Annotated in this window: 10 protein-coding genes; 3 read left to right on the plus strand and 7 right to left on the minus strand. The window is 50.7% G+C overall.

Annotated features, from left to right (window positions below; translation table 11 throughout):
* Positions 1–100: 100 nt before the first annotated feature.
* Entirely contained in the window at positions 101–2,755 is a 2,655-nt protein-coding gene (locus KDC22_RS29205) for a cation-translocating P-type ATPase (RefSeq protein WP_211721230.1), read from the plus strand.
* 80 nt (positions 2,756–2,835) lie between these two features.
* On the opposite strand, the gene KDC22_RS29210 is transcribed toward KDC22_RS29205, so the two are convergent.
* From KDC22_RS29210 to KDC22_RS29230, 5 genes are all read right to left on the minus strand, one after another.
* Entirely contained in the window at positions 2,836–4,662 is a 1,827-nt protein-coding gene (locus tag KDC22_RS29210; RefSeq protein ID WP_173138876.1) for an APC family permease, read from the minus strand.
* Positions 4,663–4,887: 225 nt separating this feature from the next.
* Positions 4,888–5,547 (minus strand): DUF4386 domain-containing protein, encoded by a 660-nt coding sequence (locus KDC22_RS29215; protein ID WP_211721231.1) that lies wholly within the window; start codon positions 5,545–5,547, stop codon positions 4,888–4,890.
* Between the two features lie 65 nt (positions 5,548–5,612).
* Positions 5,613–7,604, minus strand: a complete 1,992-nt coding sequence (locus tag KDC22_RS33910) for a helix-turn-helix transcriptional regulator (protein ID WP_485020538.1) — start codon at positions 7,602–7,604, stop codon at positions 5,613–5,615.
* A 231-nt stretch (positions 7,605–7,835) separates the two neighbouring features.
* On the minus strand, positions 7,836–8,573 hold the full coding sequence (locus tag KDC22_RS29225; RefSeq protein WP_246553100.1) for a DUF5071 domain-containing protein: 738 nt from the start codon (positions 8,571–8,573) through the stop codon (positions 7,836–7,838).
* A 27-nt stretch (positions 8,574–8,600) separates the two neighbouring features.
* Complete coding sequence (locus KDC22_RS29230) at positions 8,601–9,539, minus strand: metal-dependent hydrolase (RefSeq protein ID WP_211721232.1); 939 nt, start codon at positions 9,537–9,539, stop codon at positions 8,601–8,603.
* 201 nt (positions 9,540–9,740) lie between these two features.
* Between KDC22_RS29230 and KDC22_RS29235 the strand changes: the two genes are divergently transcribed.
* Complete coding sequence (locus KDC22_RS29235; RefSeq protein WP_211721233.1) at positions 9,741–11,075, plus strand: WD40 repeat domain-containing protein; 1,335 nt, start codon at positions 9,741–9,743, stop codon at positions 11,073–11,075.
* Between the two features lie 265 nt (positions 11,076–11,340).
* Here the strand turns inward: KDC22_RS29235 and KDC22_RS29240 are convergent, their stop codons facing one another.
* Positions 11,341–11,862, minus strand: coding sequence for a helix-turn-helix domain-containing protein (locus tag KDC22_RS29240; protein WP_246553799.1), 522 nt, complete (start codon positions 11,860–11,862; stop codon positions 11,341–11,343).
* On the opposite strand from KDC22_RS29240, the gene KDC22_RS29245 reads away from it, so the two are divergent.
* Positions 11,851–12,489: a nitroreductase family protein gene (locus KDC22_RS29245; RefSeq protein WP_211721234.1), complete on the plus strand. Its 639-nt coding sequence runs from the start codon at positions 11,851–11,853 to the stop codon at positions 12,487–12,489. The genes KDC22_RS29240 and KDC22_RS29245 overlap by 12 nt on opposite strands.
* Here the strand turns inward: KDC22_RS29245 and KDC22_RS29250 are convergent.
* A complete protein-coding gene (locus tag KDC22_RS29250; protein ID WP_211721235.1) occupies positions 12,473–13,135 on the minus strand; it encodes a VOC family protein in 663 nt (220 codons plus the stop codon). The genes KDC22_RS29245 and KDC22_RS29250 overlap by 17 nt on opposite strands.
* Positions 13,136–13,237 lie beyond the last annotated feature (102 nt).

The following is a 13,237-nucleotide window of genomic DNA, read 5'->3' on the forward strand; positions in this document are numbered from 1 at the left end:
TAATTAGCAGCCGAAGCTGAGAATGCTGAAACTTGTCATCATTCCTAACGTAGATTTGAACCATACAGACTAAGAAACACTGGAGAGGAGCTTGTATCTGATGGAGTATTACCGCCACAGTGTGTCAGACACCCTGAAAGAAGTCCACAGTTCCACGAGCGGGCTTACGTCTGCTGAAGTAGACAACCGGCTCGCCAAGGAAGGCTATAATGAGCTGAAAGGTAAACCGAAAGACCCGCTCTGGAAGCTGTTTCTGGAGAATTTCAAAGATCCTATGGTAGTTGTCCTGCTTATCGCGGCAACGGTTCAGATTGTGATGGGGCATCTTATGGAGTCCATCATCATCTTTGTAGTGCTGATTCTGAATGCAATCATCAGCGTGGTTCAGACGCGCAAGGCGGAGAGCTCACTGGACGCGCTGCGCAAGATGTCCGCCCCCGAAGCCAAGGTTATCCGGGACGGGGCGCTGCGGTCTATTCCGGCGAGGGAGCTTGTCCGGGGCGACATTGTCTTCCTGGAGGCAGGCGATTACGTGCCTGCGGATGGACGGATTATCGAATCCGGAAGTCTGCGGATCGACGAAGGCATGCTGACCGGCGAGTCCGAAGCCGTGGACAAGCATATCGAGCCGATCGCAGAGGAGGCTCCGCTTGGGGACCGGCGCAACATGGCCTTCAGCGGCTCGCTGGTCGTCTATGGCCGGGGAACGCTGGTCATCACAGGAACGGCGCTCGGCACCGAGCTTGGGAAGATTGCCGGTCTGATTGAGAGTGCGGAAGCGAAGCAGACGCCCCTTCAGCGCAAGCTGGAGAGCTTCGGGAAGAAGCTGGGCATCGCTGTCCTGCTGCTGTCTGTCCTCATCTTCTCTATTCAGGCTGCGCGCGTCTGGCTCTCGAATGACGCGGTTGATACCACCGAAGCGATTCTGAATGCCCTGATGTTCGCCGTGGCTGTAGCCGTCGCCGCGATCCCGGAGGCCTTGTCCTCCATCGTAACGATTGTTCTCTCCGTGGGCACGAACAAGATGGCCCGGCAGCATGCCATTATCCGCAAGCTTCCCGCAGTGGAAGCCCTGGGCTCAACCAGCGTAATCTGTACCGACAAGACCGGGACGCTGACCCAGAATAAAATGACGGTTGTCGATTATTTCCTGCCTGGAGGACCGGAGGAGCAGTTCAAGCTGAAGGCCGATGACTGGTCGGAAGAAGCACGCAGACTGCTGCATATTGCCGTGCTCTGCAACGACTCCAACATCAACGAGGAAGGCAAGGAGCTGGGCGATCCCACCGAGGTCGCTCTGATTGCCTTCAGCAACAGCAAGGACCGGGATTACCGTGAGATCCGTGACAACTTCCCGCGCGAAGCCGAGCTGCCGTTCGACTCAGAGCGCAAGCTGATGACGACGCTGCATACCTTCGAGGGGCAGAAAGCCCTGCTGACCAAAGGCGGCCCCGATGTCCTGTTCAGCAGATGTACCCATGTACTGCTGAGCGGCCAGGAGGTTCCGCTGACACCGGAGGTGCTGGAGCGCTTCACCGAAGCCAACGAACAGTTCTCCAGCCGGGCCTTGCGGGTGCTGGCTTACGCTTATAAGACGGTGCCGAATACAGTCACTGAGGTGGGCCTTGCAGATGAACAGAATCTGGTGCTGGTCGGCCTGTCGGCGATGATCGACCCGCCGCGCGAGGCTGTATACGGCTCCATTGCCGAGTCCAACAAAGCCGGTATCCGCACGATTATGATTACCGGAGACCACAAGACTACGGCCCAGGCTATCGGCCGCGATATCGGACTGATGGCAGAGCATGAGATTGCAGTCACCGGCCAGGAGCTGGATGCCATGTCCGAGGAGGAGCTGGACAGCAGGCTGGAGCAGATCGGTGTCTATGCCCGTGTCTCCCCTGAGAACAAGATCAGAATCGTCCGTGCCTGGCAGCGTAAAGGCAAAATCACCGCCATGACCGGCGACGGCGTCAATGATGCACCGGCCCTGAAGCAGGCCGATATCGGTGTAGCTATGGGCAGCGGAACCGATGTAGCCAAGGATTCGGCGGCCATGATCCTGACCGATGATAACTTCGTATCCATCGTTAATGCGGTTGCTGTCGGCCGGACGGTGTTCGATAATATCAAGAAGGCCATAGCCTATCTGTTCGCCGGCAATCTGGGGGCGATCATCGCCATCCTGTTCGCCCTGATCTTCGACTGGATTAATCCGTTCACCGCGATTCAGCTGTTATTCATTAACCTGGCGAATGATTCCCTGCCCGCTATTGCCCTGGGTATGGAGAAGGCCGAGCCGGATGTAATGAGCCGCAAGCCGCGGGATATCAGCGAAGGCATCTTCGCGGGCGGCATGATGCAGGCGGTCATTACCCGTGGCCTGCTGATCGGGATTGCCGTCATCATCTCCCAGTATATCGGGCTGCAGCATTCCGAGGAGATGGGCATTGCGATGGCCTTCACCACGCTGATTCTGGCGCGTACCCTGCAGACCTTCGCCGCCCGCTCCAACAGTCAGACCTCTGTGGAAGCCGGCTTCTTCAGCAACAAATATGTAATCGGCGCGGTCATGATCTGCTTTGCCTTTTATGGCATTGCTGTGCTGCCGGGAGTCAGAGATATTTTCTCGATCCCCGCTTCCTTCGGGATGAACCACTGGCTGACCGCAACCGGACTCGCCTTGGGCGCTGTCATTGTGATGGAGCTGGCGAAGCTGGTCCGCCGTATGCTGCCTGCGAAGCAGGCTGCTTAAGCTGGGCTGAGTCGACGAACCGTAATAACAGCAAAAAGCCTGCACGCCCGGTATGGGGGTGCAGGCTTTTTTATAATCCATCACTTCTTCAAATGATAAGGCACCGTAGTGACAATGACATCGCTGCGGAACAGCAGACGGGCGCGTATCAGCAGACTCGATTGATTATGAAGGATATTATGCCAGCCTTTCTTCGGAATGAACTGCGGAATAATTACCGTTACCCTATGGTTCAGCTCTGCGGCCTTCCAGTTCACCTTATCAATGAATTTGGTCAAGGGCTGTATGATGCTTCTGTAAGGAGTATATAGGGTGACCAACCTTACGTCCGGCTGCCACTTTCTCCACTTCTCCTCGAACACCGCTTCATCTTCCCGCTCGAAGGGCACATAGACGGCAATAATCTGCTGCGGAGACAGCGACTTGGCATATTCCAGGGAATTCATCACGACATGCGTGATTCCGGCCACCGGCACGATAATCACATTGCCTTCAATCTTGATCGTCTCCTCACAGGTAGTAATTCTAAGCTGATCCGCAATAGCCTCATAATGCTTATGGATCCGGTGGAACACCAGGAGCAGAATCGGCAGAAAGACAAATACCGGCCATACCTGCGTAAACTTGGTCATGAAGAACATCATCGTTACAACGAAGCTGATCAGAGCGCCAACCGTGTTGATGATGAACTTTGGCACCCAGCCCGCAGGTTTTTCCCGGAGCCATTTCACCATCATTCCGCTCTGCGATAACGTGAAGGGAATGAACACACCTACAGCATATAAAGGAATCAGCTGCTCCGTTTTCCCCTCAAAGACATAAATCAGAAGCATGGACAGCACGCCCAATATGATAATACCGTTGGAGTAACCCAGCCGGTCCCCCCGCATGGTGAACATTCGCGGAATGAATTTATCCTTGGCAAGGTTCACGGCCAGCAATGGAAAGGCGGAATAACCGGTATTGGCAGCCAGGATCAGGATTAATGCAGTCGTTCCCTGGATAAAATAGTACATCGCATTCCGGCCAAAGGTTTGCTCGGCAATTTGCGAGACAACAGTGACGTCAGCGCGGGGAGCAATCCCGTAATAATAGGCTAACACCACAATGCCTGAGAACATCACAGCCAATAAAACTCCCATGGCGATTAAGGTTTTGGAGGCGTTGGACGCTTCCGGGCTTTTGAAATTCGGTATGGCATTGGAGATCGCTTCTACACCCGTTAACGCAGAGCTCCCGGAAGAAAAGGCGCGCAATAATAGAAACAGGCTAATCCCCGCTACCGGAGTACCCAGTGAGGTATGCAGTTCCGCCGGAACGTTACCTGACAAAATGTTGTACAGACCTGTACCAATCAGGATGAATAAGGCCAGGACGAATAAATAGACCGGATAAGCGAGGACGGAGGCAGATTCCGTGACCCCTCTTAAGTTCAGAATCGTGATCAGAAGCACAAACACTATGGCAATCACCACTTTATGCTCATGCAGGCTTGGAAACGCTGATGTGATGGCATCCGTACCCGCCGAAATACTTACAGCCACCGTTAAAATATAGTCAACCAGCAGCGACCCCCCGGCTATTAACCCCGGATACTTGCCCAGGTTCTCCTTGGACACCACATAGGCGCCCCCGCCGTGGGAATAAGCAAAAATAATCTGCCGGTAGGACAGAATGAGCGCGGTCAGCAGGATCAACACACCCAGCGCAATCGGGATCGAATACCAGAAGGCGGCTGCCCCAATCGTAACCAGAACAATCAGGATCTGCTCCGGCCCGTAGGCAACGGATGACAGCGCATCTGAAGACAGTATAGCCAGCGCTTTCTTTTTATTTAACTTTTGCTCTCCCAATTCACTGGACTTTAAGGGCCTGCCAATTAAAAATCGTTTTAAAAATGAAATCACTTTGGTTTCACCACTCGCTTGTTATTTGTAGGATCTTGGTTGAACCCCGTCTGCACCTGTTCCCCTGACACAACAAAAAGACCACGGAAGACTATTCCGTGATCTTCAACATATCATGTCCGGCATTAATATAGCGTTAAGAATTACGCCAAGACATTAAGATTGCATTAAGATCATTCGCAGGCCGGAGCATTACCGGACTCCATGCTCCGGCCTACTGACAAGTCACGATGTCTCTGCACGCAGATTAAATCCCTTCACCAAGAGCCAGAGCGGAAGAACAATTTCAAATATTGCCCCTGGAATGTACAGGATGCTTCCGGTGTCATGACCGCTGATAGCCAGACAACTGCTTGTTAACAACCCTGCATACCCGATGAAACCGATAACGGACAACCATCGCGGAACCAGCTCTGAACGGTAGAGAACATAACACAATAACAAGCTGCCTAAGCTCAGCACGATCATAGCCAGTTGAAATAGCATGAAATGAGCTTCTACCGCTAAATCCGCTATACTCTGGAGGTGAGAATGACCTGAGGCTTCCGCCGATGCGTAATCTTCACTCAATGTGATGAGTACGATTGGAGCGATTAAACTGATCATTAGAAGCGCAGACTCGAGGATCCGGGAGCTTAAGTACCCTGTTGCAAACGCCTCATTATATTTTTTCAAAACAGGATAGAGCAGCATCGCAATCCCCACAACCGCTATAGCGTTGATCCATTCCAGCAATAATCCGGCGGTTACTCTTGTTCTGTCTACAAATATACCTGCGAGAAATTCAGGCTCCTGAAGTATGGGATTCAGCAACCCGCTCCCTATCATGTAAGCCCCCGTTGACACCAGAAAGAGTACCCCTGCCACCCTTGCATTCCTATTCATCCTTATCTCCCCTTAACTCGTGTTACAAGGATTATAGCTAAGGGGCTTTATAGCCAGTAGACACTTTAGTGTGGTTTAAGCGGGTCCGGAAGCAAGTTCAGCTCATGGGCACGTGCGATCGCTTCCGTGCGTCTTTGTACTTGAAGTTTCTCAAAAATCCTGCGATTATGTCCTTTGACAGTGTCCACGGCTAAGAAGAGTTTCCCGCCGATGTCCCGGTTGGAAAGTCCCTTGGCGATAAGTGCCAGCACCTCAAGCTCTCGCTTGCTGAGCGGCTCGATCAGGTTGCCTTCCTGGCCGGGTCTGCGCTCCCTCTGTACACGCTGCAGACCCGCCTGTGCTTCTTGAAGAGCCGGGAGGGGCAGATCACCGGCTAGCCGAAGAGCCTCTCCGTAACATTCTCCTGCCAGACCGGGCCGATTGTCCGCTTCCTCCATTTGACCCAGGCCGATCAGAGACAGAACAGCCATCGGTTTATGGCCCATCATATGGCTGTACGAAATGACCGCGTCATAGGCCTTCCGGGCTCCGGCATGGTCTCCCCGCCGTTGGCAAGCCACGCCCAGCATCCAAGCAGCCGACGTCCTAACTGCAAGATTATCCTGACGGAGATATTCTAACGCACGGCTTGACTGGGTAACCACTTGTTCTATCTCCTGGCTTGTATCTGCCCAAGCCTCCCTTGCAGGAGCAATCAGCCCGATAAGATCATCGGTCTTATCCTCCTGCTCTGTCATTTGCATGGACGCTTCGGCTGCCAGCAATTTGGGGTTGGCACCCCCAGGCTTTACTGCCATCATCAACGCGGCTACGGCAGCCCGGGTTGCGGCAATAAGTCCGATCAGATCTCTGATACGGGCGTCCTGCCGGACCCCCTCCAGCGCCGCTTCCGCTGCCCGCAGCTTGGGTTCGACATGTGTCGGCTTGCCGGTTATCAGCATCACCGAACCATATATCACGAGCAACGCAGGTCTTGCCTCCAGCTCCGCAGCAGGCAACGACTCCAACCATTTCAGCGCAATATCTGCTGACCCGCGAAGATGCAGCGGCTTCCCGTCACCTTCAAGCAGCCGTGCAGCATGCTCAATATCAGCCGATTGTACGGCATGACGAAACGCTTCGACCTCGAAGCCCTGGTTTTCATACCATGCACTTGCCCGTTTATTCATTTCCGCAATACTGCTGTTGTCGTGACTATCCTGCAACCGTCTCTGCAATGATTCGGCAAACAAGTGATGATAGCGATACCACTGTCTTTCATGGTCCAAAGGGACAACAAATAAGTTCTGGCGTTCAAGATCAAGTAACTGCTGCCTTCCCGACATCGCCGGACTAAGCAGAATGGCCTCGCAAAGAGAACCGCACAGGCGGTCAAGGATCGAGGTCCTTAGCAAAAAGCTCTGAACAGCTTCCGGTTGCCGCTGCAGAACTTCTTCTACCAAATAGTCCAGTACGAAATGATGGCTGCCAGCGATAGACTGTAGGAACCGTCCGGTACCATGATCTCCCTGTATAGAGAGCGCTGCCAGCTGCAAGCCGGCTATCCAGCCTTCGGTGCGTGATCCCAATTCGTCTATTTCGTCCGTGGGCAGGTTAAGCCCCATGATTCCGTTTAGAAATCCTTCGACTTCTGTGGCAGTAAACACCAGATCAGATGCACGTAACTCTGTTAACTGGTCTTGAACCCGTAACCGGGCTAATGGAATAAGTGGTTCCTCGCGAGTAATCATCACCAGGTGGATATGCAAGGGAAGATGGTCCAGCAGGAAGGAGACTAACTTGTCGACAGACTTCGATTTCACTAGGTGATAATCGTCAAGGATGAGTATACAAGGAGCCATGGCGGCGGTATCCTTAAGAAGCGCTGCCAGTACCGGCTCCATGGGCGGCGGCTCGGGAGACTGAAGCACAGCAAGCACACCTTCACCTGTCTTCGGGGCAAGAGTTTGCAGGGATGAGATAAGGCAGATCAGGAACCGCGCAGGCTCACCATCTCCTTCCTCTAGCGACAGCCATGCGCAAGGCCGCCCGCAATTGGCGATCCAATCACTAATCAATGTTGTTTTCCCATAACCGGCGGGTGCAGAGATAAGGGTCAATTTACGATGCAAGCCATCTCGAAGCTTGTTAATCAAACGTTCACGGGGAACCGTTTTGGGCCGAAGCGGCGGGATATTGTATTTGGTATTTAGGATAGGTGTAGGCATAACCACATCTTACCACCCGCCCTTTCCCTCATCCATACTTGATATGGTTTATAACAAGATTAATCATTTACAACGTGAATATTAGTTGAATCCTGACACTTCACTCTCCAGCTCCTCGATTTCACTTAAAAAGTTCTGCAGACTTGATTTTCGGTTGCAGAATAGATATTTTTCTTCATTTTGCTCAATGTAAGATCTGTTTAATCCGGTTTTAGCCTGCTCCCGAAATCCTCTTTGAAGAGCTTCACAATCTATTCCAGGATTGGAGGCGTCCAGCTCCATAATCTCTAGGAGGGTTTTCTTCTTTTTGTCCTGTAGTATAAGTTCAACGGCATCCTTCGGGTATATTCTGTGGACCAACAGGGTTCGCAGGGACTTCAAGCCACTGTACCCTCCTGTAGACAGTCGAATTAATTCTTCCTGAATCTGAGAGATCAGATTGGTATTCCAGTGATCAATAATGCCTTCAAAGATCCACCCGATCCATTCCTCATCATCACTATGCTGGTTAAACACATCTTGGATATAAGGAATAACCGGGTCACCGATCTCCCGCAAAAAATCAGCAATCAGACCAGCCCCCGGCCAATTGATATCCTGAATCCAGACCAGCAGTCCCGGCAATATACGCTCTATACGGGGATAGCCCAACTTAATAATGACCTCAGCCGCCCCGTCCCAATGCCCTTTCGTAAGCGACTGCAACAATAAATGGAGTTCATCCTCGTGAATATCCTGCAGCTGCTTCATGGCATTCGCTTTTTCTGCTACAGGTGTGTCCCAGTCTAACCTTTGAATTAGTGTATTTATATTCTCCAAGGGATATCGCCTCCTCTGCCTCTGTTATTATTTCGCCTCTTCCTCCCATCTCCCTTCCCTGTAGATATACTGGCGGCTCACACCCTCCTGATCCCGTACAATAAGAATAATAGCAGAGCCTACATTCTTCTCCTCTATTACCTCATAATAAGCTTCACGATCGGAAGGCGGCACTCTATATGCTTGTTTGAGCCCGTCCTTACCAGTATTGCTTACGACGATCTTCCCCTCCCTCCCAAAAAAACCGTTTCCGTGTAACACCATATCTCCGCCCAGCACCGTAACGATTCCTCTGATGGTTCGTTGTGAATCTATTACATCAAACCCCATCTTCCAAAAATCCGTAATACCCTCCACCAGATAATCCCCTAACGGGTACACCTGTACGACTGCCGCTGGAGTTAGCTTGAACTTATGGGGAACGGTCTGCTCAATTTGTACAAGCATTGCAAGCTTAAGACCCAGGTAGCCGACAATACACACAGCGAGAAGGGTATGGAATCTCCGTATTCTTTCAGATACCATCGGAAGCAGAGATAGGATCACACCCACCAGCATGGGCACCCATAGCGTAGGGTCTCCCAGATAAATCAGCGGCAAGGTATAAGCTTGCTTGGATAGCGGATACACCAAATGCACCCCATGTCCCAGAGAGTCCACAAGAATATGCCCGAGTACACTCCCTGCGAAGCATATATACAATTGAGCGTACGTGTGCCTTTTTAGAAACACCCTTAATAAATACACTACTGGAACCATGACAAGTCCCATGACTACGATGGAGTGCGACCATGGAGAAATATCACGGGTTCCTAGAAGGTCGGGCAGAATCCCCAACAAGGAGGTCATGCCCAGTATGATTATCTTCTCCTTCAAAGAAATCTCTTTGCCCATAAGGACCCATGAAGCGATGAAACCTCCTGTCAGCAGATGTGTAATCATGTGCATAGCCAGAATAATGGACATCTCGAACCTCCCCGCTTCTTCTGTACTCTCCACTAATAAACAAATGAAGCGGGTAAAAGGTTCATTTTACTGGACAACAGCCAGAAGCTTCGCCCACCCGCCAACAGCAACTTCTCCGCAGAAACAACGTCCATATATATGGAAGTCCTAACCATTCAAGGATAACCATATAACAATTGAACTTTATCAGGAGGTTTAGATATGCGCTATATAGCGGGAATTGTGCTGGCAGCCGCTTTGCTTACAGGGTGTCAAAATGAAGAGGCCGCCGCACCACCATCAGCCACACCTGTATCCTCAGCGGAATCAAGCGTGGAGGAGCCTTTTCTATATATCGAGCAACTGAATGTCATAGGCGGTTCCGGTCAATTGGTTCAAGTGAAGTCCAACAGTGATATTAACCAAGCTTCGCTGGAGCAAGCACTGAAAAACAGTCTGCAGACCAGCGATCCACAGATAGAGTTCCGCTATACGCTGGAATGGGAGTCTCCACGTTTCGTTCAGATTCGTCTGCATATGGATGAGAACAGCACCTATTCAGGAACATTCAATCTGGATGAGACCACAACCACAGGTGGACAGACCTATGCCAGCGCAGAGCAGCCCTTCCGCAATACCGTCATTGTCAGCTCCCGGAGCGATCAAGGCAGCATTCTGTTCAGAGGCATCGTCTCCGGCACCCAGCGTGTGGTTCCAGGCTGGAAGACAGGCTGGGTCAAGACCATCCACAACCAGGAATCCGCGGTTCCCTCTTTTCTATTCTATGGACAAGAAGAGCATCATCTGGTTCAGGCTATGACGGGACATACGCTGGACCTTCCGTCGTTCTCTCTGGAGAAGGGTTCTTACGGCAACGACTATGGATATCATGAGATGTATTCTGACCGCTTCTATCCCGGCTTCACTTATATGGTGTCGGGCAATAAAACGCTGTACCGTGTAGACTTGAAGGACTTCACCCGCAAGCAGCTCCATACGTTCAACAAGCCGGTCTACGGAATGTCCTCATCGCCGGACGGTACCCGCATCGCTGTATTAACCGCCCATGACGATTACATCGGTCCGGGAGCGGACTTGCTGGTTCTGGATGAGAAGGGAAATACGCTGTTGTCGCGGGAGAACGCGGTTTACCTCTCCCACAGTGACGGCTTCCTGTTCGTATATCCGCTGACCTGGGAGGATGATTCGATCCTGCTGCTTCCCGCAGACAGCGGAGAGGATAACCCGCTCGGGACAATCCGTTACGATATCGGAAGCGGGACCTCTTCGGTTATGCAGGATGAACGAATTACGGATCAGGTGACAAAAGATATCTGGGAGCATGAGCGCTGGGAGAAGGATTACTCCCTGTTATCGGGGCTCCATTGGTCGCCGGACGGCAGGTCCGCGGCATATACATCCGGGACTGGCGCCATTCAGGTCTACGATAAGCAAGAGCGATCCTTCGAGTTCGTGGCTGCAGGTACTCTGCTGGGATGGATGCCGGACGGCACGCTGGCGTGGGCGGATGTCGGGGGTCATGCTTATACGTTTTGAGTCTATGGGACGGGAATAGGGCCACTGTTTTGTTTGAATTCTTCCAAATTTATATCAGAGCAAAGACAACCGCCGATCTCTTCTGAGCGGTTGTCTTTGCTAACACTCCTATTTTCTACCATTCCTTTTAAGAAGCATGGAAATTCCAACAATACAAAGCAACGTTACTCCAGCAAAAATTGGCATGGATGAGGCCAATAATAGAACTACAATTCCGAATAACAGAACTCGAATCACCTTAATTACAAGTACCATACGTCAACTCCTATTTAATTGTATCCACAGATTTGCATGGCGTCTGAAATCTTGCATTGCCCTCTAACACATCCGCTAAGAATGTTTTGGATGCCTTCAACTTCTCTTCTAACTCCTGGATATATTGAATTTTCCCCTTCACCAAAGCATTCTTTTCTACATAGGAATTCTCGTTCTCGTTGATAAGCAGAATTATTTCCTGAATAGTGAAATTTACACTGAGCAAGATTTTTATATCCTCCAGAAAAGCAATCACATCTTCGTGATATACGCGATAATTATTGTCATCCCTTGATATATACTGCTCCGGAATCAGCTGTTTGCGTTCATAGAATCGCAAGGTGGATACTGGCAGCCCCGTCAGCCTGGACACTTCACTCGCTTTCATAACCCATTCCCTTCTGAACACCGTAATAATTAGATTTGCTGTAAACCACGGTTTATAGTTCATAATGACAATAGGATAACCACTGGCACCAACAATGTCAAAAAAACGGGTTACCTCAAAAGGAGAGATTACATGCTGGAGCATATCCAAAACAACGATTTTGTGAGTATTATTACGGGCCGCCGTTCCGTCCGCCATTATGATGAGCAGGTCAAGATTACTACAGAAGAAATGCAAGACATCATTAATGAAGCAAGCTTAGCGCCTTCTTCTGCCAATATCCAGCCATGGCGTGTTATCGTGGTTCATACCCCTGAAGGGAAAGACAAACTTCGTCCTCTTGTACAATTCAATACACAACAAAATGATTCCTCAGCCGCTATGCTTATTATTCTGGGTGATACGCAGAGTGAACAGTATGTAGAAGAGATTTATAATATGGCTGTGGAGCAGGGCAAAATGCCGCAGGAGGTGCGGGATAAGCAGGTCTCACAAATTCTCGGTATGTTCCCACTACTCCCCCGGGATATGAAGATAGAGATCGCCAAAGTCGATGCCAGTTTATTTGCGATGCAACTGATGCTGGTAGCCCGTGCACACGGGTATGACACCAATCCTATGGCAGGTTTTGAGCGGGATAAGGTAGTTAGCGCCTTTGATCTGGACGACGAACGTTATGTCCCTGTCATGATCCTGTCCATCGGCAAAGCCAAGCAAGAAGGCCATGAATCGGTGCGCTTACCTAGTGATAAAATCACCTTTTGGCGCTGACCTTCATTCCATTCCAAGGATCTAGCGTCACCTCGCAGACATCGGTCTGTACAGTCAGTGTATGCGGGAACGCTTCCTGATCTGACATGAACCAGACCCGGCCTTCCTTAACCACAATAAGCAATCCCTGCTCGTCACCGGCAGCAGCAAATGAGCTATTGTAATCCTGCCATGGTAAAATCCCTGCATGGGACAGCTCAAGTAATGCATTGTCGACATCAGGCACAGGCAGACCGATTTCACTTACGCACAGCAGACTCGCCTGAGAAAATAACTGATCCGTTGAATTGTTCAAATGATGCCGTGCAATCAGCTCAACCAGATTGCCGGCCGGATCATGGAAATATATCGACTCGGCGTTCCATGCTTTGAAGTATACCACTTGCTTGCCTTGATCCGGGATTATAGCGGCCTTCGGGGTGATCCACCGCACCGCCTCGCCGATTTGGTTCTCCGGTATATTAAAGGCAAAATGATAAAAAGGTTGGGCGCTCTGTCCAGACTCTGTAAAGGATAGGCTGGACTCCCCAACCTTCACACTAAATGAAGTCGAATTTTCTGTAATTAATGCTAACCCGAGAGAATCCACGTAAAACTCCTTCAATTCTGCAATGGACTGAGCCAGCATCTCTACTTCTCTTATCATTCAAGGCACCTCGCATCTCAACCAATTTTTTGAATATGTACTAACTACTTTAGTTACAGGTTACCTTAACCTGAAATCGAGTCAAAACGTAGGCGCAGGTCT

Source organism: Paenibacillus tritici (assembly GCF_018207515.1).
Classification (GTDB): Bacteria; Bacillota; Bacilli; order Paenibacillales; family Paenibacillaceae; genus Paenibacillus_AQ; species Paenibacillus_AQ tritici.

Bases quoted from the DNA above. Each gene is read 5' to 3' on its own strand.
- KDC22_RS29205 (WP_211721230.1), top strand. From the start codon at position 101: ATGGAGTATTACCGCCACAGTGTGTCAGACACCCTGAAAGAAGTCCAC.
- KDC22_RS29215 (WP_211721231.1), bottom strand. From the start codon at position 5,547: ATGAATAGGAATGCAAGGGTGGCAGGGGTACTCTTTCTGGTGTCAACG.
- KDC22_RS29230 (WP_211721232.1), bottom strand. From the start codon at position 9,539: ATGTCCATTATTCTGGCTATGCACATGATTACACATCTGCTGACAGGA.
- KDC22_RS29235 (WP_211721233.1), top strand. From the start codon at position 9,741: ATGCGCTATATAGCGGGAATTGTGCTGGCAGCCGCTTTGCTTACAGGG.
- KDC22_RS29245 (WP_211721234.1), top strand. From the start codon at position 11,851: ATGCTGGAGCATATCCAAAACAACGATTTTGTGAGTATTATTACGGGC.
- KDC22_RS29240 (WP_246553799.1), bottom strand. From the start codon at position 11,862: ATGCTCCAGCATGTAATCTCTCCTTTTGAGGTAACCCGTTTTTTTGAC.
- KDC22_RS29250 (WP_211721235.1), bottom strand. From the start codon at position 13,135: ATGATAAGAGAAGTAGAGATGCTGGCTCAGTCCATTGCAGAATTGAAG.